Origin of the sequence: Acetobacter sp. DmW_136, assembly GCF_008690365.1 — a bacterium.
Taxonomy (GTDB): Bacteria; Pseudomonadota; Alphaproteobacteria; order Acetobacterales; family Acetobacteraceae; genus Acetobacter; species Acetobacter oryzifermentans.
The window spans coordinates 1-21770 of record NZ_VHON01000024.1 but is presented as its reverse complement, the minus strand read 5'-3'; the positions used below and the strand labels follow the sequence as shown (position 1 = coordinate 21770).

Below are 21770 nucleotides of genomic sequence, written 5' to 3'. Positions count from 1 at the left end.
CTGTCAGCTATGTGTCAGCTTTCAGATTCTGAATGATCATGCAACACGCGGGGGAAGGCAACGGGGCTGCATAGTCCTAATGCTGTAGCCATTATAACAATACCAACAGCCATGGGCGGTAAAACAGAAAGTCCAGCTGTGTTCAGAATCATTCCGCCTGCGGCAGAGCCAAACAAAATACCAACATTGCTGCTGGCGTTTACGGCCGCACCGGCAATATCAGCCGTTGTGGCGCGGCTACGGATAGCGCCAGACATAATAACCGGGATAAGGGCGGCATAACCGGCACACCATAGGCCAACAGCCGCAACCGCGCTCCATCCGCTAAGGAGAGAACCGCAGAGTGCACCCATGCCACATGCGGTAATCAGGCCAGCTACCAGTAGCCCAAGTGCCGGTTTGGAATCCACTATCTGTCCGGCAGCCCATAGCCCAAGAATACTCACGCCACCTGTAACCAGCAGGGCAATGCTGAGCGCGCTTTCTGGCAACCCATGAGACATGAGCAGAGGTGAAACATAGGTGTACAGAAGGTTATGCCCCAAAAAGAACAATGTATTTACGGTAATCACTACCGCAAAAACCCGAGCAACACCGGGGGTGCGAAATGAAGGGAGATGCACGGAGCTGGAGGAAGCATTCACCTTGGGCAGAAAAAATGCGATGCACACGGTTAGAATGGCGGCTAAACCCGTAACCACCATCATGGAAACCCGCCAGCCTGCCAATTGCCCAATGGCAGCAGTGCCGGGAACCCCCAGAACAGACCCCAATGATGTGCCACCAAACACAAACGAAATGGCGCGTCCTGTCATGCGAGGGGGTACCAGATGCGCAGCATAGGCAGAAACAATGGACATCATAAGCGCATGGGCAGCCCCGCCCACGGCACGGCCCAAGCATAAAATGGCAAAGGTAGGAGCCAAAGCGGCAATCAGATTAGAGGCGATATAACCAATCAGAGCCCAAAGCATGAGTGTCTTGCGGTTGATTCTGGCTGTAAGAATGGTAAGCGGCACCGCCGCCAGTGCCACAACCAGCGCATATGCGCTTACGGCCAGACCAGCTTTACCTTCCGTAATATGGAAGGAATTCGCCATATCTATCAGCAACCCTACAGGGGCAACTTCGCTGGTAATGGCCGTAAAAGTGGCGGCAAATAAGGCGCACAGCCCGATTATTGTCTGACCGGACAGGGTTTTGAAAAGCATGGGCTTTCTACTGATACAACTGAGGGTTTGAAGGATAATAGCCCTGCCGGTATGGAACTGAACCGGGTAGGAGGCCATTATGCGCTGGGGTGTATAGACCTCTTTTTTCTTGCATGGCAGTACATAAAATGGTGTCAGCAAAAAAAATCCGGACAAAGGCACCATGGTGGATGTCTGCCCGTTCTGCTTGAGAGATGTAGATGTCAGAAAAAGAAATACGCACGCAGCTGTTGGTGGCCGGGAAATGGCAAGATGCGGCAGATGGTCGCACCATTCCGGTAACCAATCCGGCTACGGGCCAGATTATTGGGCAGGTTGCTCATGCCTCCAAAACTGATCTGGAAAAAGTGGTTGCGGGTGCGCAGGCGGGTTACGAAGCATGGCGTAACCTTACTGCGTGGGATCGCTTTGTGATTATGCGCAAGGCGGCAGATCTGCTGCGTGAACGGGCAGAGCAGATTGGCCGTATTATGAGCGAAGAGCAGGGCAAGCCCCTTGCTCAAGCGATTATTGAAATTCAGGGTGCGGCTGGTGTTATTGAATATTTTGGTGAAGAAGGCCGTCGCCTAAATGATGAATTGGTGCCCCCGCGCGCCCCTTATGTAGAACAGCGTGTACTGCACCGCCCTGTAGGTGTTGTGGCTGCCTTTACGCCGTGGAACTTTCCCATCAACCAGATTGCACGCAAGTTGGGTGCTGCCTTGGGAGCCGGGTGTGGGGTTATTGTAAAGGCTCCGGAAGATACGCCAGCGTCTCCGGCAGAACTGATCCGGTGTTTTTGTGATGCCGGTATTCCGGCAGGTGCGGTTTCTCTGGTGTATGGTGTGCCAGCGGAAATTTCTGAGTATCTGATTGCGCATCCGGTTGTGCGCAAGATTTCCTTTACGGGGTCTACGCCTGTCGGCAAGCATCTGGCCGCATTGGCTGGCGCGCAGATGAAGCCGGTCACTATGGAACTGGGTGGCCATGGCCCGGTTATTGTGTGCCCGGATGCAGATCTGGATGCCGCAGCCGAACGTTTGGCAGCCGCCAAGTTCCGTAATGCCGGGCAGGTGTGTATTGCTCCCACACGTTTCCTTTTACACAAGGAAATTGCAGCGCCCTTTATTGAAAAGTTCAAAGCCCAGATGAGCGCGCTTAAGATTGGCAATGGTCTGGATGAAGGCGTTACCATGGGGCCATTGGTGAATGAGCGCCGCGTAAAAGCATTGACCGAACTGGTGGATGATGCCCGCCAGAAAGGCGCTGAACTTTGGCAGCCTGATATTTCCATGCCGAATAATGGGTGCTTCTTCCCACCCACATTGGTGCTGAAGCCAACGCTGGAAATGCGGGTTATGCAGGAAGAGCCCTTTGGCCCGATTGCCATTATGGATGAGTATTCTGATCTGGCGGACGCCGTAAAGGAAGCCAACCGTCTACCATATGGCTTGGCGGCTTATGTTTACACGCGTTGTGAACGCACGGAGCGCCTGCTGGGCGAAAAGCTGGAAGCCGGTATGGTTGCTGTCAATCACCATGGTATTGGCGTGCCAGAAGTGCCGTTTGGTGGCATGAAAGATTCTGGTTATGGCACGGAAGGTGGGCCAGAAGCTTTGAAGGCACATACCATTACACGTCTGGTATCCGCTCTTCACGAAAAGCCTTCTTTCTAACGCTTCAGTTTTTTCCTGAAGATCATGTAAAAAAGGGCGGAGGGGTTTAAACCTCTCCGCCCTTTTTGGTGTGTGGTCTCACCAGCCTATATGTGGTGTGGCTGTTATTTGTCTTTATGGAACTGTGCAACCTGATCTGCTGTTACGTGCTGGTCTCCGCTGCCAAAGGTTGCCATCACATAATTCACGATCTTTGCAATTTCAGCATCGCTCAGACGCTGCACGTCTGAATGACCGCTAAAGTCTGGCATAGATACATCGCCTGCTTCGGTTTTGCGTTGCACCCCGTGCAGAATGGTCATGATCAGGTTATCTGGCCGTGCGCTGCCCACGGTTGAGTTATGGAACAATGAAGGTGCGTATTGATCCTTCGTGCCCGTACCAGTCTGGCCATGGCAGGCCGCGCAGTTGGCATCGTATGCGTGCTGTCCGTCCATTTCGGTCAGATCATCAATTCGGGTTGGGGCACTCTGGCGGATATCCAGTGCTTCTATAGCTTGGCCAAAGCTATCTCGTGCCTGATGTTCCATATCATCGTCCATAGCTGGAACTTGGTGAATATAAGTAGCTATGGCGTGCAGATCCTGATCTGTCAGGTGGCTGGTGCTGTGTTCCACAGCTTCTGCCATGGGGCCTGCGGCTTGAGCATGACCATTGGCATGGCCTGTTTTCAGGTAGGCAACAATATCATCTTCGCTCCAGTTGCCTATACCGCCGGTTTTGCTGGTGGTGATGTTGGGTGCGTACCACCCATCAAGCGACGTGCCAGCCAGATATCTGTCCTGCTTTTCACTCAGCATGAAGTTACGTGGCGTATGGCAGGTGCCGCAATGTTCCAGCGCATTGGTAAGATACTTGCCGCGGCGTAGCGGATCATATGTGCTGGAATCTCCGCTTTCTGGCTCTTCCTTGGTGGTTACAAAGTTCCATGCCGCCATTGCGCTGCGCATATTGGCAGGAAACACCAGCGTTGTTTCTGCCGGGGTACTGGCAACTGGTTTTACGCTGTGCATGAACCACATATAAAGTGCATGCACATCCTGATCTGTCATGCCTGCGTAAGAAACGTAAGGCATAACAGGGTACAGGTAAGCGCCATCTTTGCGCACACCGTGGCGTACGGCCTGTTCAAGGTCTTGCTCTGTGTATTTGCCAATGCCGTGGTCTGGATCTGGCGTAATGTTGGTGGAAATCACATCACCCATAGGTGTTGCAATTTTTAGACCACCAGCAAATGGCTGCGAACCGGGCTTGGTGTGACAGGCAATACAATCTGATGCAGTGGCAATATAAGCACCACGGCTCAGAACATCCTGATCCGGGGCTGCATCTTCTGCATGGACAGGTGGCTGGGTAAGAGCGCAAACACCAAGCACCGTGCCTACCGAAAGAAGGGTGCGCAAGGTTTTGGAAAAATCAGGCATGAGCAAGTTCTTTTTTCAGCGTATCGGCAACGCGTAGCGCCAAGGCAGCTACAGTCAGGGTGATGTTGCCGGTGCCAACGGTTGAGAAAACCGAGGAACTGGCAATAAACAGATTGTCATGATCATGCGTTCGGCAATGGCCATCCACCACGGAATCCTTGGGATCTGTGCCCATAATGGTGCTGCCTGCGGGATGATCCTGCGGGAAGTAGCCCGGTGTCCACTGTTCATCCGTACCGTGCATCAGTTTGATTAGGTCGCGGAAAACATAGCGTGTGTGTTCACAACTGCGCACAGTGTATTCGGGCAGCTTATAGTACACTTCTGGGTGCGGAATCCCCAGAATGTCCTTATGATCTTTGCTGAGTGTCAGACGGTTGTTGGGATCTGGCAGGGCTTCGTTATGGCTGAACAGCCGCACAGTGTGTGAAGCTAGGTAACGGATCTGTTCTTCCAGTTCCCGGCCAACGTACCCTTTGGAAATAGCTAACTGGGTAGCCAGATCCACTTGGTTATCATCCACCATGTGCACAAGGTAGGCCCCACGGTCTGAGCGCCAGTTTCCATCACGGAAATTGTCGATCACGTTGGTTTCCAGCGGCCCACGGCCCGGCCATAAGGCTTGATCGCCACTAATGAAGGTAACCTGTACACCGGTATGATCCATCATGTTGCGGCCTACATGGCCGGAACTGTTGGCAACACCATCCGGGCTTTGTTCATCAGCAGAAAGCAGCAGCAGTTTAGCTGTTTCAATGCAGTGCGCAGCAATAACAAAATATTTGCCCGTAACGCGGTGTGACCCTTTGTCGGGGTCAAAGTAATGCACGGCGGTTACGCGCTTGTTCGCGCTGTCTCGCTCAATCTTATACACCACAGCGTTGGGGATAAACTTAGCCCCGGCAGCTTCTGCATGGTAAACGGAATAGCTACCGTTATACATGGCCCCAATAGGGCAGATGGGCATGCAGTTATTATGCCCTTCACATGTTGGGCGGCTATCATACGGGCGGGTGTTACGTGCTTGTGGTTCGTGCACCACGCGCCACGGCGTTTTTTCCTGAATCAGTTTGCGGAATTGTTGTGCAGCGTAGGAAATGGGCAGTGCATCCATAGGATATGGCTGCCTGCGAGGAGACCCAAGATCTTCTACCGCAGGATCTGGCCCGCAAACCCCCATCATGACTTCTGCCTGATAGTAAAAGGGTTCCAGATCATCGTAAGTCAAAGCCCAATCGCGGCCCTGACCGTAACGTGTTTTGAGTTCAAAGTCTGATGGTAGGTAACGCCATGCGCACCCAGCCCAGTGCCATGTGGTGCCGCCCATCATACGTAAGTAAACCTGCTGATAGGCTTCGGCATTTGGGCCGGAGGTATGCAGATACTCGTTAGGGGTTTGCTGATCAGGCGGATGCCGTGCCCAAGGCACAGCCGGAAATGGCCCCTGATAAGAGGGTTTGTTTTCCAGATTGCGGAAGTTTTCTACAAAATGCTGGCGGTCAACACGTGGGCCAGCTTCCAGCACAATGGCGGAAATACCGGCGCGCGCCAGTTCGTTGGCAATAGAACTACCTGCAACGCCTGATCCTACGATCACAACGTCGGCTGAAAGATTTTCTTCGGAGGGCATAAAGCGGGGTATCCCGTAAGATCAGGTCGGTTCGATAACAAGGGCGGAAGCAGAAAGTGCAGGGTGCCCTTTTGGGCGTGCAACTTCTGGTGGCTTGCTTGTCCAGTAGAATGGGCCGCCTGTTGCATAGGTTTTGGGGTAAACGGCATCCTTGGTGATGTCGAACATCAGGGCGGAGCGGTAAACCACCACTTTGCCATCCGCAATACCTCGGTACCAGCCGGTTAGAATTTCGTGGATGACATCTTTAAGTTTGGGATCAGATTTTTCTGCTGCATGAGCAAAGGCAGATGCCGTCGTAAATTTTTCTCGCTCTAGTAGAGTATGTAGGGCGTTAAGTTTATCCTGTCGATCGGCATTGGCATGCACGATATTGGCATATAGGGCCGCACCAATCTGGGGGTTTAGCGTATCTCTATCTGTCAGTCGCTGGGATATCTGCATAAAGCGAGAGAGGTCTTCAGTGTTTGGTGTAGCAGGCGCGGTATTAGCAAGCGCCGCACCTGTTGTGCCTGCAACAGAAAGACCAATACCACCTAAAAGCACATCCCGACGGGACATGCGCAACAGTTTATTCAGGCGCATGGCGTTAGGAGATGAACACCACTCCGCCACAGGCTGCCCCTCGTGCGTTTGTCTCATTCTTCGGATTCTCCCTACAAAACCGGGCTCCGCCTTGTCAGAATGAAACATTGCGGAGAATATCGAGTTCAAAATTACGGGTAGTTTTATAGGGACGGCCTGAGCTTGCAAGCTGTTGTAATGGAATAATAGGTTATTTCATGCTTCGTTGAAGCAGGTATGCTTAGGGGTTAATGTGGCAGTTGTTGCCTATACGGCCATGAAACGGCTGCCAGGTATCTGTTCTACCAAAGAGCTCCAAACCTAAAAAACCATGCAGTTTCAGGGCACCATCATCCGCTATCCATATAATGGCATCGTAAGTATTTTTGCTCTGAGGATCAAAGATATGACCTTTCCAGTGGTCATGCCGGTCTTCCATGGGATGGAAGCCTTTGAGCATCTGAAGGTTACATTCTGTTTTTCTACGGCCAGAAGCTTCTTCATCTTGCGTTAGGTTTAACCCTACAAGGTTCCCACACATTTTATCGCCACAGGTGTGGATATTGAATACGCCTTTACCGTCTTCCGTAATCCATTGTCCGGTTATGGCTGGTATAGAGGCGCTTTCTGCATGAGCGTTGGAGGGTATATTGCTCCATGCAAGAAGCAGTGCTGTTAAAAATGAGCTAAAGGCATGTTTATGCATGTTACTGCCTGTTTTGCCGCTGCCGGTTCATCCCGCCCGGTATGATGTGCCTGATGGAGGCAGGTCTCCTGGCTTGGGGATATGGTATGTTAGACCTTTTGCCTTCCCAGCCGTGTTTATCGGCCAGTGGCTAGCCGTGACCGGCAGCAGGTCAAACCTCCCCTTACAGTTGTGGGAGCAGCTGCCGACTATAAAGATTCTGCTTCAATTTAAGGCAGAAATCCGTACACGGCATTCCCTTTCAAGCCGCTTGCGCAGCACCATCCATCTGTTCGAATATATATTCTAGCAATAAGCAGGTTTGGTGCCAGTATGAGAAAAGCAGGGCAGGTGAGATGTTTTTGCGCCTCGCTTTGCCTTACAGGGCAGCAATAACCTTAAGCCCTGCCAGAATAGCATTGGGAATAACCGAGGTTTCTCCGGGGCGCATCATGTACTCAAACTCGGATGTAATAACCAAGCCCGGTGTGACAGGAATGCCGTAATATGCTTCCAGAATTGCAGAATGTGTTTGTGGCCCATTGATATAGGGGCCAAGGGGAACGCCCGCAGCTTCCTGCATACGCTGCCCATAGGCCAAGCGTGGGCTGAGTTGGTAATAGGAATACATGACGCCCAGACGATCCAAAGGCCGGTGGGGGATAATACCCAAAAGGGAGGCCCCTGCGTAGAACTCGTTTGAGAATGTGGAGTTACTTGGCGTGTTATGAATGAAGCCAGCTAGCACATATCCGCCAGCCATCTGATGTTCGCCATGGCTGCGATACACCATCTGGTCTGCCTCTATATAAAATGTATCACGCGGTTTGAGTTTGTGCGGATGCACAGAGCCCGCAAAAGCAGCGGGAATGGTGCCAACCATATCGGGGTAAGGAGACGTGTCATGCCCAAAACCGATTTTGTAATGGCCCGGAAGCTTGCGCGTGCCAAAAAACGGTTCCCACGTTAACTCAATGGGAGTTTGAATACCTGTATAAGGCTCATCGCCCCATGCCCAACCTGTATTGTCACGTGCTTTGGGGCCTATGCGATAAATACCAGTGCGCAGGATAAGATCATGCGTTGGCCGAAAGCGCACTGTGCCTCCCCATGATGTTTTGGGGTAAACGCTCCAACCTGCCGGTTCTCGTATAGCCATGGGTGCAGAGCACATGGTCATGAATGTGCACAGTAAAATAGAAGTAGAATAGGTATGTGTAAGTGAAATGCGTCCGACATTGATATTGATACGGTTGTGGAGAAAAGATTTTTCTAGATACAGATCGGCAAGGCGGGCTGCTGCGGGGCCGTGAATACTCCATACTTCTGTAAGAAGTACATTTCTTTCCCCAACATGATCCCAGCCGACTTGTCGGCCTTCACGGTTCATAACAATACCATGCAGGTACCACCCTTGTAGCGGATTCCAACCGGTAAGCTTGCCGAGATCAAACAACATGCTGGCACGAATTTCATGCGTGTAATCCATACCTTTTGAAAGACCGCCAGCAAGATTGGCTATACCTTCACCTTTATATGTTAACTCAAAGGTAAAGCCGCGTTCGCTTAATCTGTCACGCCAAGGTTTAAGGCCCGGAGCCAGATTGCCAAAGGCCTGTTCAGCAACAAAATACCCCGCACTGATATCCTGCCTGCGTAACGCTGTATTATTATGGTTTAACAGATAGGAAAGGCTTTCAGTATCAAACAGGGCGTCCAGACGTTCTTCAGCTATCGGGCGTTTGTGTTTTTTTGGTATCTCGGCGTTAACGATAGGTTTTGAAGAAAATTCAGGTTTCTCAAAAGACTTGGTGGTTTCATTCTGTTGAGCGCGCGCAGAGGTAGCGTGAAAAGCAATATCAAATGTGAAAAGAACTGTCCCGATATAAAGCAAGCGAAGAACGGACAAACACTCTTGCTGGTAGCGTGATGTTTTTTGTTCTGAATTTGAAATGATATAAGTTGAGGGCATTGTCCGATCCTCATGGCGCAAGAACGACCATTGCGTACAAGTGGAATGCAGCAACGGAGCATCTCTGAAACAAGGGGAAAGAAATACAAAGATTAAAGGGAAAGGTGGCTGGGTGCTTTCTCTTTAAAAAGTAGATTTTGTAATTTTAGCAAACATTTTTCAGATCTCACGTTTCTTTTTGTTTTTATTATCGCGTATTATGGAAATTAAATTACAATCAAAAAGATTCAAGGATTTTTTTCTGTTATAACGAATACTCAAGAAAAAGTTTACAAAATTACACTGTTACAACAAGGTTTATTCTCAATTACAAATACAAGAAATCCGTAGGCAGCCAGAGGAGCTACCTACGGAAAAGAGGTATCAGACGGAAGGTGTTTTTGTAATTTGTGGTTGCGTGTGCAAGGCATCATGAAGTTGTGTATCATCCAACGCATTTTCCCAGCGTGAGACAACAATAGCAGCAACAGCATTACCAACCAGATTGGTAAGGGAACGACATTCAGACATAAAACGATCAATACCCAGAATAAGGGCCATGCCACCCACAGGCACGCTGGGTACAACAGAAAGTGTGGCAGCCAGAGTAATAAAACCAGCGCCTGTTACACCAGCAGCACCTTTGGAACTCACCATAGCAACTAGCAGCAGGGCAAGTTGTTCCTGAAAGCTTAGGTGCACATCAGTTGCCTGCGCAATAAACAGCGCAGCAAGAGTCATGTAAATATTGGTGCCATCCAGATTAAAAGAATAGCCCATGGGTACAACTAACCCTACAATCCCTTGGGAGCAGCCAGCCCTTTCCAATTTGGCAATCAAACCGGGTAGGGCGGATTCAGAAGAACTGGTGCCCAACACAATCAACAGCTCTTCTTTTAGAAAGACCAAGAGCCGCAGAATGCTAAAACCAGCCAATCGTGCCACAACACCCAGAACAACGCCTACAAACAGAATGGCTGTAAGATAGAATGTTAGCACCAAGGCAAGTAGGTGCAGAATGGAATGCAGGCCAAACTTACCTACGGTAAAAGCCATGGCACCAAAAGCCCCAACAGGTGCCAGATACATCACCAAACGTACAACCCCAAAAACAAGTTCTGTCAGGCTGTAAAACAGATTAAGGACGGCTTCCCCCGCTTTACCCATTTTGGCCAGACTGATGCCAAACAGGATGGCAACCAGCAGAACCTGCAGAATTTCACCCGATGTAAATGCTCCGGCGGTTGTGGAAGGAATGATCTGCAACAAAAAATCTGCAAAGGAATGATGCTGCGCGGCAGCACTTACAAACTGTGTAACAGAACTTGTATCAAGGCTTTCGGGGCGAATGTGCAGCCCAGCACCGGGTTGCAGAACGTTAGCCACAAGCATGCCAATGGCGAGTGCCAAAGTAGAAAAACACAAAAAATACAGCATGGCTTTGCCAGCTACGCGGCCAGTTTGCTTAAGATCCGCCATGCCAGCAATGCCTGTGCACACTGTTAGAAAAATAACAGGTGCAATGACCATTTTGATAAGTTTAACAAACCCATCTCCCAGCGGTTTAAGTGCGGTGGCAACAGAGGGGAACATTGCCCCTACGGCAATGCCTGCACCCACAGCCACCAGAACCTGAAGGTAAAGGAAGCGTTGGTGTGAACTGGAAAGGGGAGCAGATGATGGAAGCACGCCTAAAAATCTTTCTGTTCTTGTTTTTGTGCCTGTGGTGCATCCTGATGGAATATATAGTGTTATATCAAGAATATACGCGCAGACTCACGTAGGGTAACGCGTGTTTATATCGTTTGGGAAGAGAGGGTATATCTCTTTTTCTTGAGTTTTCTAGGCGTAAACAATGTGGAAGGTGAATATTCAGGCATAAAGTCCTAGATTATAGAGGTATAATTACATGGATGTAATGATACGGGGTTTGACCATATTTTTATTGTGAATGTTAGACATTCAGTGTGGGTAAGGGGCTGTGCGTGCTGAGGCTGCATTGGGCAATCTGGCTCCTGTGTTCACATGAAAATGGTAGGTCAATACCAGAATAACCTTCATCTTCACGGAGGAAGAAGGAGCCATGATCTTATCCTTTCATGCGGTAAAGAGCTGGCTCAAGCCAATGGTGCGTAAGGCGCGCCGGTAAGCAATGGAACTGCGATCTGCCACCACATGTACTTCCAAAGAAGGGTCAAGCGGTAGGTTTTCGGGTTTCTGGGCTTCTACCAAGGCGCGGTCTTCCTCAAAAACTTTCAGGTTGAAATCATAAACATCCTGCAAAGGTAGGTCGGTATCAAAGTTACGACACATAGGTGCAAACATGCGCGTTTTCTTGGCAGAAACAGGGGACGCTGCATTCATGATGACCAGCCTGCCGTTATCGGGAAAATGAATTTCCAGCGTGCCGTAAAAGGAACATGCACCCGAAAATGGCGCAGCCATTCAAAATCTGGTCGGCCACGTTCTGATTGTCCAATAGGGTAGTTGTCGACATTGCTGCGGTATTCTGCCTCAAATCCATAGGGCGTCATTTTGGGCATGTATGCTGGTACTATAGGGTTGTCTGGGTCAGCAAAAGTTTCTGTATGCACAAATGCAAAATGAGCAACGTCTATAAAGCCCTCAACCTGCCGCCCTGCAAAACCGGCAATGTCTATCCAAGGGCAGTTGATGTGTTGGAAACCTGCTTCATCCCAATGTGGCATGGACGGAAGAGATATCTCTGCATTTTCCTGGGGACGTAGGCACGTCCAGATCAAGCCATATCTTTCTACCACAGGATAAGTCCGCAGGTTCAGGCGGGAAGGAATGGCGTTATTCGGGTGGGCGGGAACACGTACACATCGGCCTTGATGGCCAAATTGGAAGCCATGATAGGCGCAAGCAACTGTTTGGCCGTTACCCTTACCCATGCTGAGTGGCACGCCACGATGCGGGCACAGGTCATCTGCCACAACAATTTCTTCTCCAGCCCGATAAACAACCAAAGGTGCATCAAGTAGCGTTATGCCTAAGGGCTTGTCTTCCAGTTCACGCACAAGGGCAATGGGATGCCAGTATGAGGCCAGAATAAGCCAGTCATCAGCATCAAAACTGAGCTCGCGGGGGAGTTTGGTGTCGGCGGGGCGGGCGCAGGCTGGGGATGTCACAGCTTAATCTCCTGAATAGGGAATGTTTCCCGTTCCTTTAGGAGACAGTGTTTCATTAAGCGTATATTATCGGATATATCTATTTCATGCAGTATCCATTCTCAAATTGAGAACAGGTCAATGAATCCCTTTTCGCGCTTTCTGATCTATTTTTTGGCTGTGGCACGGCATGGCTCCATACGTAAAGCATCGGAAGATCTGCATATTGCAGCCTCTGCAATTGATAGACATATCCTTTTGGGAGAGCAGGCCCTTCACACACCGTTATTTGAGCGCCTTTCTTCCGGTATGCGTTTAACTGCGGTGGGGGAGTTATTTTATGCGCATGCCAGCCGGTGGACGAAGGATTTTGAAAGCCTGAACCGCCAGATTGATGATTTAAAGGGTATGCGCCGTGGACGTATAGATATTTTGGCCCCAGAGGCTTTGGCGCGCGTATTTTTGCCCAGCATTGCTGCGCGCCTAAAAGAACAATATCCCGGAATTGTTCTGAACATCCATATCCATGATAATGCAGAATTGGGGGAACGTCTTTTTGCAGGAGAAGGAGATCTAGCATTTTTGTTAGACCCCGCAGATTTGCGAGACTTGCAGGTGCGTTCAATGCTTTCTTTTCCACTTGGAGTGGTAAGCCTGCCGTAGCATCCAGTCACTCAGCACTCTTCAACTCGGTTTTCAGTTTGTGCAGAATATCCAGTGATTGTGCCAGAAGAACCATTGGCCCTTTCGTCTGTTTTTAGAAAACTGGAGGCAGATACTTTGGTGAACCCGAATGTGATTTCCGGGGCAAATAATGTGCAGATGATAAAGTCTTTGGTTAAGGCTGGACTGGGGATTACTATCCTCAGTTATCTGGATGTGATGGATGAGGTTCAAAATGGAGACATGGCCTTTACCCCGCTGGCAGGGGCGCATGTTTCTCCTTTGCGGTTGGCGCTTGCGCATGATCGTGCGCGCCCTTTATCTGCCGTGGCACGGCGCATTGCAGATAGCGTAGAGGCAGAATGGGCGCTCTTGCGCCAGAAAATAGGATAAGGAGCGTATTTTCTTAACGCACTGAACAGGTATTGAAAGATGATTATTAAAGAAGTGATTTTTAATCCTGTATGTGTTCCATATAAAATTCTATTGGCACGGTGAGGGTAATGGAATCGCCTGCCACGCTTTCGGGTGGGCTAGGTAACGGCTCTGCACGATGCACTAATGCCAAGGCTTCGCTATCCAATAATGAATGGCCAGAGCTTTTTTCAATATGCGCCGAAAGTACATGTCCTTTTCGGTCCATGGTAAAATGTAGCCTGGGCGCACCTTCCTGATGAGCAGACATAGCTTCTGCAGGGTAACGTTTATATTTCTCTAGCCGCGCCAGCAAAGCCCCTTGCCATGTGGCTGGACTTTGGGAAACATGAGAAGAAGATGACCCATCAATAGGCGCTGCCTGTGTTCGGTTTGGTGGCGCTTTGGAGGATGGGGGAACTGTTGTTTTTTCCGCCGGTAGTGTTTTGTCAGAATTTGGTTTTTTAAGATTTACGGTAGGTTTGTGTTTTTTTATAATTTTACGCAGTTTTTCGGGTTTGGGAACTGGAAGGGGTGGATGTGGAGCAGGTGCGGGAGGAGCCTCCAGTTTAGCGGGACCAACAGGAGAAGGAGCTGATTCCGAAATTGTTTGGTGAGGGGTAGGTGGTGTATCTGTGGGTGGAGAAGGGATTGCAACAGGTTCTGGCGCCATATCAATAGCAATAGCCGCTGGCGGGGCCTCCGGTATAGGCGGAATTGTATGAGGTATGTGCAGGAAAGATAAAGTGGCAATTCCTGCTGATGATATAACAATCAAAAAAGACATGCCCCAACGGAAAGTATCTTCTTTTCTGGTTCTGCGTGTTTGGTGAATTTTCCAATTGGAAAAAGATGTTGTTGCGCTCATTGTTCGGTCTTTGCGGCTGGAGCAGAGCCATCTGCCTGACCTTGCAAATTAACAAGAGCAACCTTGAGATAACCAGCAGAACGAAGCTTATCCATCACACTCATCAGTGTGCCGTAATCTATCGTTTTGTCTGCACGCAGGAAAATGCGTTCATCCTTGTTGCTCCTGGTTGCTATTTCTAACGCTTTTGGCAAGTTGTCGGTTGAGATACTCTCTTCACCAAGTGTCAGTGCATGATCTGCATTTACAGTTAAAAAAACTGGATTTTCCGGGCGTGGAGCTGGTTTTCCCGTTGATGAAGGAAGATCTACAGGCACGTTTACTGTGGTGAGGGGGGCTGTTACCATGAAAATTACCAAAAGCACCAACATGACATCAATGAAAGGCGTTACATTGATCTCGCTTGCTTCATGCGGGTTTTCATCAGCATGCTGGATACGGCGCATATAGTTTATTCTCCAACCATACGGTTGATATCAAAGGGAGTAATCTGGGCGCTTGTTGCAAGTTTGTGCGTGCGGCCAAGATCACGAGAAACCAAGCGCATTACAAGGGATGTCAGATCTGCCACTTGTGCCCTGCAGGATGCAGATTGGCGTGCAAGATGGTTGTAGATCACCACGGCAGGAATGGCGGCTACAAGCCCAAGTGCAGTGGCCAATAGGGCTTCTGCAATACCTGGGGCGACCACAGCAAGGCTGGTGGCTTTACTGGCGGCAATGCCTGTAAAAGATGTCATAATGCCCCACACAGTGCCAAATAGTCCAATAAAGGGTGATGTTGCACCAATGGTGGCCAATAAGCCTGTGCCGCGCATCAGGCGGCGCCCTTCAGCAGCTTCCAGACGCTCTAAATGTAAAACAATACGTTCCTTAAGTCCTTCGTTATCATTGGGAATATCGTAAGAAACAGCTTTTTCAGTTTCCGCAGCCATAACCAGTGTGTGGGCAATACTGTTTGGGCGTGTGCTTCTTTCTCCCAAAGCCAATGTGCCAGCTTCTTCCAGCGTTTTTTCTGCTGTTTTTAGCTTTCTGCGAACACTTAAAAACTCAACAGATTTGGCGATAAAAATGGTCCATGTCAGAAGCGAGGCAAGAGCCAGAAGTATCATGACACATTGCACGACAGAGCCTGCGTTCAGGAACATCTCCCATGGAGAGAAAGAAAGCGGAATCTGATTAGATGATTCTGATAAGGGCATAAGATACCAAGTGCTTTCGCAAATACAGATAATGAAGCGACGCGCGGAAGAACCTATAGGGAACAACCAATGGTGTAATTAGAAAAAGGTGCCCTATGCTTTCTCACGCGCGGCATATCTCAAACAGCAAATAACAAAGCGCCCACAAATACGCAAGTGAGAATCACTATCATCTGAGCGTGAATGTCCTAATATTTTGCAAAGTGTCTGTATGATTCAGATGGTTAAATGTCTTTATGTAAACAGTGATATCTGGCTAACAGATTGAAAAATTAAAATTTATTTTACAAATTTTAGTTCATAGATATTTTTGGTCACTGTAACAGTCTGTTGCAGCAAACACACACCCATACGATTTGGTAATCATTTGCTTCTGAATATAAGCATTATTATCAATTATACGTTTCGTCCCTATTATCTCATTAAGGTGGAGCAGAAGCTAGGGTTCACCAAGAGTGCGGCAAATGAGTCGATCAGATTTGTCTCACCCGAGTTCACAAGGTAAGGGCCTGCGCGTGGCTGTTGCTTTGGGTGTATCTGTGGGATTGGGTGTTACAGAAAGCAAAGCGCTGGCAGAAGATGCAGCACAACCGCCTCAGCCTGTCCGATCTGCTATGCAGTGATGCAGATGGGGCGACCAGTCTTTGTGGTTGCCAAATTACCTGCAAATCATGCCTGCTCCTCAGTTATAAACGCATTCTGGGGCGGTCATATACGAATTTTAGGCAGTCATTTGGTTGAACGATGTCAGCTTTTTGTCATGGTGGCGTTAGCTGAAACAATCATGGCATCCGGGCTCTACATAGCGCGTGCGGCACAATGGACAATGCCAATATTACTGGGCTTCTTTATTTTTCTTGGCTTGGGGAAGACGCTGCCATCACTTGTATTATGTTGTGTTGGCACGCTTCTGTTGCTGAGTGTCGCTTGGAGTGTGGAAAGAAGCAATAGGGCCTAAATGTAAAGACTTATGAGAGTTTTTTCCAGTAAGATGCACTCATGCTGGGGCCAGTCTCGCTTTTCTTGCATCAATGCTTCTGGAAGAGCGTGTTGCGTTTTTTGGAGGCATTGACGGATCGCAGCATGGAAGCAACGATTATGGGCTGCTGGCATCATCGGCGCAAAGCATGTTTTGCACACGTTCTGCTTTTTCGATCTGCCGATTAATTTCCTCAGAAATGGGCTGATAGTAGAATATCCAGTGACTTCAGATCACGGTGACCAGTTGCGCGTTTGAGATCCAACGGGTTTGGCAGCAATTGGGCAAGATGATTGTTCGTTGGGTTCAAACAGTCTACGGGCATCGCAGCGTGTTATGGCAGGCTAACATATCAGTATTCCTTGCCAGCCGACCAACCCGTTTCAACCATCACTGAAATTAACTGATGACATGTTCTGGAAATTTTGATGATGATTATTTTTTTTAGCGTGAGATATGATACGAGAAACAGTTCCTGAATTTATGCCAAAAGTTTTTGCAATTTTTTCTAGCGTTTCGCCATTTTTGCGTTTTTGGATAATTTCTATGCGTTGGATATCTGTAATGCGCCGAGGGCGCCCCATTTTCTTTCCTTGAGCTATAGCTCTTGCACGACCTTCCGAGGTGCGAGTGCGGATGAGATCTCTTTCTACATCAGCTAAACCGCCGAGAACAGCTAGCATAAGCCGTCCGGTGCTGGTACTTGTGTCGGTCCAAGGTTCAGCCAAAGAGTAAAACTGAGCTTTTTTATCGGTAATACTTTTAACTATAGCGAATAGATCAAATGTGCTGCGAGCCAGCCGATCAATGCGTGTGACCACAATGGACTGTCCTTCCCTCAGATTTTCAATGAGCTTGCGTAGTTCTAGCCGATTGGTGTCGGCTCCACTTGCCTTTTCGCAATAAATCCGGTGGCATCCGTATTCCTTTAAGGTTTTAACTTGATGTTCTAGAGTCTGGCCTATCGTGCTAACGCGGGCATATCCTATTTTACGGTGCGATTTAGATATATTCATTAAAGCGTAAACTCCTGAAAAAACAAAAGAGTTCCTTGCTTTAATCTTAATATCCGTCGCAAAAGCTTTAGCGGAACTATCACCTGTAACATTAAGATGAGCGCCAGCAGTAACCGTATTGGATATTGCAGAAACACCACCGCTAATATCTAAACTTCCTGCTTTTAGAACTGTGTTGCTGAGTATAGCACCACTTTCTGCACGCACAGATTCCTGAACGCCAGAGTTCAGAATCACTCCACTTGTCACAGTTGTATCAACCGCAATGGCACCGGAGTGCACGATCATTTCACCCTCACCACTTACTGTGGTACTGGTAACGGATGCGCCATTCTCTACAAGTAAAGCCGTAGTATTACCCCCAGTTGATGTAGTGGAAACGAGGGTATCTATAACATTGGCACCCGCATTGATTGTGGCGGATGCTGTATCGGTAATGGTCGTGCCAGAAAGTGTTGCACCGCTAGCAGCATAAAGCTCCGCACCATCGGAAATGTTGGTATTATCAGCAGTGCCACCAATAACCCCAATTTGGCCCATACTGGCAGATGTATCAACTGCGCTGCCGCCAGCAGAAATGGTCAACATGGCACCAGCAAAGCTATCATCATTTTCTGGCAATGATGTAGATGTAACAAGGCCGCCACTTTCAACAGTAATGTTGCCACCGTTTGCGGTAGTAGATATTGCTGTTCCGAAAACATCCAGTGTATCACCATCATTTAGAATGATACCATGTGAGGATATTCCAGCAGGAATAGTCGTGTCAGTCATATTTACGATCCCTTAAAGTTATTTCTACATTCTGAGATTTGTGCAGAAATTTTTTCCCATTTATTGTCAAATATTATTGCTAATAAAAATAAATCATGATTATTTTTCTATATTTTCATCAAAAATGTGTATAATTATTTATAGAATATTTAATTTTTAACATGCCAACAATGCGGTATGTGCTGCTGAGTGTAGAGAAATACTCAGCAGCACCAATAAAACCTACTAAAGATGTTTATTAAAATACTTCACGGATTTTAAATGGCCTGAGCCACTGCCTTTTCCATGTCTTTACCAACCAGATAAGGGCCTGCTGCACGAATAGTTATAGAGAGAATAGCCATTGCATTGTGCGTGATATTTCCGTCCAACGGTAGAATGGCATCACCATTTGTCCATGCACAATCTTTCCAATCCGTATCATGCCAACCAGCAGGCTTGGATGCTTGAAGATGAGCCGTAATCATCTGTAACTTACGAGCTGTCTGTACGCACACATCGGTTACAGCAACACCCAGATAGCGGCGATCATCTACAAACGGACCAATGACATCAGCCGGGCGGCTGGCGCGAGAAACAATCCGCACACACTTCGTGCCCGGTGGCAGCATGAAGCTGTATTTGTCATCTTGCACACGCATCGGCCGAATGCTTGCACCCGTTTGGGTGACAAGGTGCAGATCAGGATCTGTCGTTTGTGCTACAATAACTTCCCTCACATGGGTACCACTCACGCTATTTTCCCGTAATTCCAACTGGCGGAACAAAGGTTCAACAAAAGCCCGATCAACACATAGCGGAGCTGCTGCATTGTCTACCCATGTGCGTGTCATGCCATTCAGGGTTGCAACCTTGCCGACCTGATGGAAGGAACGACGGTTTCCGGTATCCAGATAGCTTTCCGTCAACATGCCATCAGCGATAACGACAGAGTGCTGTACCGTTTCTACGTGGTAGTAATCGTAAGATGTGATGGATTTATCAAAGAAAATCGAAACACCATTTACCAGCATACGAACCGGCACAAACCTGTCCTCAAAGAACAGGCAATGTTCTGGTGTGATCAGCATATCCTTATACGGAACGCCATCGGCAATGGCATCCTTGAGAATACGCACGGGATAACCCGCTTCATCATCTGCTAGGCCAGCACGCACCGTGGCGTGGGACTTGCCAACCCAAACAACTGGGCTGCTGATTTCACGGTTGTTTTGCCAGTCAAAGACAACAACTTCATCACCAATCTGAACGTCTTCTACGGCAACATCACCTTTTGCTGTGCGAATCATGCTGCCAGACAGAAAACAGACGGTCTCATCTTCAACCAACCAGCCAGTTGTTCCATCTTGCACAATAGATGCTGTCGCTGGGGGTTCGTAGCCATCGGCAGGCACAACATCTGCATACTGAACGACATTCCCATCGGCCAACTGAACATTGAGCGTATAAGAGCCATCGCCATTATTCGTGTAAATTGCAGAAGTTGGTTCTGCTGTTAAACCGGAAATACCAAAATTCGTGTTTTTGGAAATACCATTAACCAGAACGTTGCCCTTAACACCTTTATCACCACTATCATCAATATAAATGGTGTTTACAGTATTTGGATCAACGTTAATGGTGGTTTTGTCCGAGTAGCTAATGCCCGGTTCTGCAAACAATGTGCTATTCTGCTGCATGTTTACAGTGCCGCCCTGCACCCATACAGGTTGATCTGTCGTACCCAGAGAGGCATTGATCAGATTAAGCGTGCCAGCATTATCCAATTTACCATTATCAAGGGTTACATGCCCTTGATTATTCATGATGGTGATGGTGCCATCATCGCGATTCATGGCAACACCACCCAGTTCTACATTGGATGGAGTATCAATGATAATCGTTCCGTTATTTTCAAAACCAGCCGTTGCAAAAACATTCCCAACATATTGAGAATCACCTTGCGCCGTAATTTTAAGTGTGCCGTTTTGCCAAACACTCAGGCTACGGATCTGGTTGTAATCTGGAGCATTGTCCACCACAGTTTGCGGCGTAGTGGTATTACCCTCCCAACTGATATTCACATCCGCATTCTGTTGGCTCTGCGGAACAGGGTTGCTCGTCCAGACACTTGCATCGGATGTATCAACTTTATTGCCGCTAGAATCAAGCAACTCCCAATTGGAAGAATCATTCCAATCACTACTGGTAGTCCCCGTCCAATGCCAAGACATATCATGCTGGTGATAGCTGGTTGGCGTACTGGAATACTGAGAGGTATCTCCCCCAGCGTTTGTTGAGCTTGTCGCAATGGCGCTTAGCTGTTGGTGCAAGGTATTGTCTGTATAAGCACCTGTAGCAGAAGCAGATGATGTATCTTCAATATCCCAGCCAGAAGCTGCTGTATCCTGCACAATAGTGGCTGTAGCAGGCGGTGTATAACCATCTGCCATATGCAGGTTGCTGTATGTCAGATTGCTGCCATCTGCCATATCAACAGTCAACGTATAAGAACCATCCTTATTCTCTGCATACGTTGCAGATGTAGGCGCAGACGCCAGACCAGAAATACCGAAGCGTGTGTTTTCAGAAATACCGTTGATAACAACATTCTGAGCATTGGTCGCGCCAGCCCCGCCATGCAGAAAACCATTATCCTGCACGTAAAGCGTATTTACTGTTGCCGGATCAACATTGATGGTTGCAATAGATTCAGCCGAATTCATAAAGATGCTGCTATTCTGTTGCAGATTAACGGTTCCACCGCTCACCCACACAGGCTGTCCAGCAGACCCCAAGGACGCGTTGATAAGGTTAACCGTGCCGCCACTATTCAGATTGCTGTCATCAAAAATTACGTTGCCATGGTTATTCATGATGGTGATGGTGCCATCATCGCGATTCATGGTAACGCCACCGAAATCTACCTTCGATGGGGTATCGATAATAATTGTACCATCGTTTTCGAAACCAGCAGTAGCAAAAACATTGCCATCAATACTGGAACCAGCCTGAGCCGTCACTTTTAGTGTTGCATTCTGCCAAACGCTCAGGCTGCGAATCTGATTGTAATCGGGCGCATTCACAATAACTGTAACGGAATCTTCGCCACTTGCCGGAGACAGGCTAACATCTGCATTTTGTTCTGCCTGAGGTACGGAACCTTCTGTGGTAACTGGATTATTGGCGCCATCGTAAAGTGTCCAGTTAGCGGGATCGTTCCAATCACCTGTGGCGCCGCCAACCCAGCGCCAAGACATATCATGATGATGGAAACTGGTTGCGGTGCTGTCAGATGATGTACCGCTTCCAGTAGCGATTGCATCATCATTGATTGTTTTAAAATCTATGGGTGAATCTGCCATTACTTTAAACTTTCCTAAATCTTAATTTTAGCAATAAATTATGTTAGTATAATACTATCAATATAAAGTTTTATGTTGTGCCAACAATTTGTCTCGTGTAGTAATTGTTGCGTAGTACCCGTTAGGCAAGTCCACACATTTGAACTTGCCAAAATTAAGATTACTGGGGACAAGGAAGGTACGCTTGTTGTTGGCAGCAAAGGGTATGTTTCTGGTGTAAATGTTTCTGGTGCGGTGGATAACAGCGCGCAGGCTGCGAC

16 protein-coding genes, 2 pseudogenes and 1 riboswitch are annotated in these 21770 nt (G+C 48.3%); of the genes and pseudogenes, 3 read left to right on the top strand and 15 right to left on the bottom strand.

Going from position 1 to position 21770, the window contains the following annotated elements; translation table 11 throughout:
- Nucleotides 1-14 precede the first annotated feature (14 nt).
- Complete coding sequence (locus tag FKW31_RS08335; RefSeq protein WP_150178291.1) at nt 15-1211, bottom strand: MFS transporter; 1197 nt, start codon at nt 1209-1211, stop codon at nt 15-17.
- A gap of 200 nt (nt 1212-1411) precedes the next feature.
- Here FKW31_RS08335 and FKW31_RS08330 point away from each other — a divergent pair, with 200 nt between their 5' ends.
- Nucleotides 1412-2866 carry an NAD-dependent succinate-semialdehyde dehydrogenase gene (locus FKW31_RS08330; RefSeq protein ID WP_150178290.1) on the top strand — a complete coding sequence of 485 codons (1455 nt, stop codon included), beginning with the start codon at nt 1412-1414 and terminating at the stop codon, nt 2864-2866.
- Nucleotides 2867-2970: 104 nt separating this feature from the next.
- On the opposite strand, the gene FKW31_RS08325 is transcribed toward FKW31_RS08330, so the two are convergent.
- The 8 genes and pseudogenes from FKW31_RS08325 to FKW31_RS08295 form a co-directional block, all read right to left on the bottom strand.
- Nucleotides 2971-4290, bottom strand: coding sequence for a cytochrome c (locus tag FKW31_RS08325; RefSeq protein WP_150178289.1), 1320 nt, complete (start codon nt 4288-4290; stop codon nt 2971-2973).
- Entirely contained in the window at nt 4283-5920 is a 1638-nt protein-coding gene (locus tag FKW31_RS08320; protein ID WP_150178288.1) for a GMC family oxidoreductase, read from the bottom strand. Before FKW31_RS08320 ends, FKW31_RS08325 begins: the two co-directional genes overlap by 8 nt.
- Nucleotides 5921-5941: 21 nt before the next feature.
- The gene (locus FKW31_RS08315; RefSeq protein WP_150178287.1) at nt 5942-6613 is read right to left on the bottom strand and encodes a sorbitol dehydrogenase family protein; all 672 of its coding nucleotides are present in this window, start codon (nt 6611-6613) and stop codon (nt 5942-5944) included.
- Between the two features lie 112 nt (nt 6614-6725).
- Nucleotides 6726-7190 (bottom strand): DUF2147 domain-containing protein, encoded by a 465-nt coding sequence (locus FKW31_RS08310; protein WP_150178286.1) that lies wholly within the window; start codon nt 7188-7190, stop codon nt 6726-6728.
- A 40-nt stretch (nt 7191-7230) separates the two neighbouring features.
- A riboswitch (cobalamin riboswitch) is annotated at nt 7231-7470 on the bottom strand.
- A gap of 78 nt (nt 7471-7548) precedes the next feature.
- A complete protein-coding gene (locus tag FKW31_RS08305) occupies nt 7549-9141 on the bottom strand; it encodes a carbohydrate porin (RefSeq protein WP_150178285.1) in 1593 nt (530 codons plus the stop codon).
- A 363-nt stretch (nt 9142-9504) separates the two neighbouring features.
- A complete protein-coding gene (gene dctA, locus FKW31_RS08300) occupies nt 9505-10809 on the bottom strand; it encodes a C4-dicarboxylate transporter DctA (protein WP_150178284.1) in 1305 nt (434 codons plus the stop codon).
- A 273-nt stretch (nt 10810-11082) separates the two neighbouring features.
- Complete coding sequence (locus tag FKW31_RS16560; RefSeq protein ID WP_255448230.1) at nt 11083-11205, bottom strand: hypothetical protein; 123 nt, start codon at nt 11203-11205, stop codon at nt 11083-11085.
- A gap of 12 nt (nt 11206-11217) precedes the next feature.
- A pseudogene (locus FKW31_RS08295) lies at nt 11218-12272 on the bottom strand (Rieske 2Fe-2S domain-containing protein).
- A gap of 120 nt (nt 12273-12392) precedes the next feature.
- On the opposite strand from FKW31_RS08295, the pseudogene FKW31_RS08290 reads away from it, so the two are divergent.
- Nucleotides 12393-13307: pseudogene (locus FKW31_RS08290) on the top strand (LysR family transcriptional regulator).
- Between the two features lie 61 nt (nt 13308-13368).
- Here the strand turns inward: FKW31_RS08290 and FKW31_RS08285 are convergent.
- From FKW31_RS08285 to exbB, 3 genes are read right to left on the bottom strand one after another with little or no spacing between them, the layout of a single operon-like run.
- Nucleotides 13369-14196, bottom strand: a complete 828-nt coding sequence (locus FKW31_RS08285) for an energy transducer TonB (RefSeq protein WP_150178283.1) — start codon at nt 14194-14196, stop codon at nt 13369-13371.
- A complete protein-coding gene (exbD, locus tag FKW31_RS08280; RefSeq protein ID WP_150178282.1) occupies nt 14193-14642 on the bottom strand; it encodes a TonB system transport protein ExbD in 450 nt (149 codons plus the stop codon). Before exbD ends, FKW31_RS08285 begins: the two co-directional genes overlap by 4 nt.
- A 5-nt stretch (nt 14643-14647) precedes the next feature.
- Nucleotides 14648-15397 (bottom strand): tonB-system energizer ExbB, encoded by a 750-nt coding sequence (gene exbB, locus FKW31_RS08275; RefSeq protein ID WP_035352329.1) that lies wholly within the window; start codon nt 15395-15397, stop codon nt 14648-14650.
- A gap of 464 nt (nt 15398-15861) precedes the next feature.
- Here exbB and FKW31_RS16040 point away from each other — a divergent pair, with 464 nt between their 5' ends.
- Nucleotides 15862-16020, top strand: coding sequence for a hypothetical protein (locus FKW31_RS16040; RefSeq protein WP_156100433.1), 159 nt, complete (start codon nt 15862-15864; stop codon nt 16018-16020).
- Nucleotides 16021-16759: 739 nt separating this feature from the next.
- On the opposite strand, the gene FKW31_RS08265 is transcribed toward FKW31_RS16040, so the two are convergent.
- The 3 genes from FKW31_RS08265 to FKW31_RS16410 all read right to left on the bottom strand — a co-directional run.
- Nucleotides 16760-17392 carry a recombinase family protein gene (locus FKW31_RS08265; RefSeq protein WP_150178334.1) on the bottom strand — a complete coding sequence of 211 codons (633 nt, stop codon included), beginning with the start codon at nt 17390-17392 and terminating at the stop codon, nt 16760-16762.
- A gap of 1031 nt (nt 17393-18423) precedes the next feature.
- Nucleotides 18424-21510 (bottom strand): Hint domain-containing protein, encoded by a 3087-nt coding sequence (locus FKW31_RS08260; RefSeq protein WP_150178280.1) that lies wholly within the window; start codon nt 21508-21510, stop codon nt 18424-18426.
- Nucleotides 21511-21567: 57 nt separating this feature from the next.
- On the bottom strand, nt 21568-21770 hold a 203-nt coding region (locus FKW31_RS16410; RefSeq protein WP_238332781.1), incomplete at its 5' end, for a hypothetical protein.

Coding starts and splice junctions, on each gene's coding strand:
- FKW31_RS08335 (WP_150178291.1), bottom strand. CDS start 1,211: ATGCTTTTCAAAACCCTGTCCGGTCAGACAATAATCGGGCTGTGCGCC.
- FKW31_RS08330 (WP_150178290.1), top strand. CDS start 1,412: ATGTCAGAAAAAGAAATACGCACGCAGCTGTTGGTGGCCGGGAAATGG.
- FKW31_RS08325 (WP_150178289.1), bottom strand. CDS start 4,290: ATGCCTGATTTTTCCAAAACCTTGCGCACCCTTCTTTCGGTAGGCACG.
- FKW31_RS08320 (WP_150178288.1), bottom strand. CDS start 5,920: ATGCCCTCCGAAGAAAATCTTTCAGCCGACGTTGTGATCGTAGGATCA.
- FKW31_RS08315 (WP_150178287.1), bottom strand. CDS start 6,613: ATGTTTCATTCTGACAAGGCGGAGCCCGGTTTTGTAGGGAGAATCCGA.
- FKW31_RS08310 (WP_150178286.1), bottom strand. CDS start 7,190: ATGCATAAACATGCCTTTAGCTCATTTTTAACAGCACTGCTTCTTGCA.
- FKW31_RS08305 (WP_150178285.1), bottom strand. CDS start 9,141: ATGCCCTCAACTTATATCATTTCAAATTCAGAACAAAAAACATCACGC.
- FKW31_RS16560 (WP_255448230.1), bottom strand. CDS start 11,205: ATGGCTCCTTCTTCCTCCGTGAAGATGAAGGTTATTCTGGTATTGACC.
- FKW31_RS08285 (WP_150178283.1), bottom strand. CDS start 14,196: ATGAGCGCAACAACATCTTTTTCCAATTGGAAAATTCACCAAACACGC.
- exbD (WP_150178282.1), bottom strand. CDS start 14,642: ATGCGCCGTATCCAGCATGCTGATGAAAACCCGCATGAAGCAAGCGAG.
- exbB (WP_035352329.1), bottom strand. CDS start 15,397: ATGCCCTTATCAGAATCATCTAATCAGATTCCGCTTTCTTTCTCTCCA.
- FKW31_RS16040 (WP_156100433.1), top strand. CDS start 15,862: ATGAGTCGATCAGATTTGTCTCACCCGAGTTCACAAGGTAAGGGCCTG.
- FKW31_RS08265 (WP_150178334.1), bottom strand. CDS start 17,392: ATGAATATATCTAAATCGCACCGTAAAATAGGATATGCCCGCGTTAGC.
- FKW31_RS08260 (WP_150178280.1), bottom strand. CDS start 21,510: ATGGCAGATTCACCCATAGATTTTAAAACAATCAATGATGATGCAATC.